This is a genomic window from Streptococcus sp. 1F3, assembly GCF_054968985.1.
Map to the genome: position 1 here is coordinate 1 of NZ_JBUEQR010000026.1, position 644 is coordinate 644.

A 644-nucleotide genomic window follows, 5' to 3' on the forward strand; every position below is an offset into this window, starting at 1 on the left:
ACTCCTCAATAACACCTTCACTTACCATGCTCATGACACGTTCTAGCGTATCATGAGAGGGAATTCCATGCCTTAAGAGGAGGTGAGACTCTAAAATAGCTTGGTTGTAGAGTAGAAAATCGGACATCTCATTCCAATGTTCAATACCTGCTAGCTCACAGATAAAAACCAGAAGCAAGACGAGGGACAAGGGATGACGGGCTTTAGACTGTTGACGTGGATCCAACTCATCACTATACTCATCAATCAAAAGAATAAACTCATGCATAAAATGTCCTCCTATGAATAGGATACCACTTTTTAGGCACTGGGCGCTATGATAAGATCGCTTACATACCTTTTCTGAAACTATTTCAGTTTCATGCGTTTGGCGTGACATATACTGTGAGGCTTCCTCATGAAAATAGACGTTTTTAAACATATTACTTCAGACAACAACTTCATACTGAATCGTAAAAACAGTTGCTCAAGAGTAACGGGGCTGTTTTTAGGTCTGCCTTTTTCAAAAAACATTAAAAATGACTAAAAAGAAAAATTGAAAAAACGCTGTCAAATCAACGTTTTACGGCTCTATAATTTCTGTAGTGGGTAAATCCACTGTAGAGATTATGGAGCCTTTTTGAGTATAGAAAAAAAGTCCCATA

1 protein-coding gene is annotated in these 644 nt (G+C 38.0%); it reads right to left on the reverse strand.

Annotated features, from left to right (window positions below; all coding sequences use genetic code 11):
* Window positions 1-268, reverse strand: a 268-nt coding sequence (locus tag ACVPON_RS01780; protein ID WP_462875577.1) for a transposase family protein, incomplete at its 3' end; no start/stop codon positions are given.
* Window positions 269-644 lie beyond the last annotated feature (376 nt).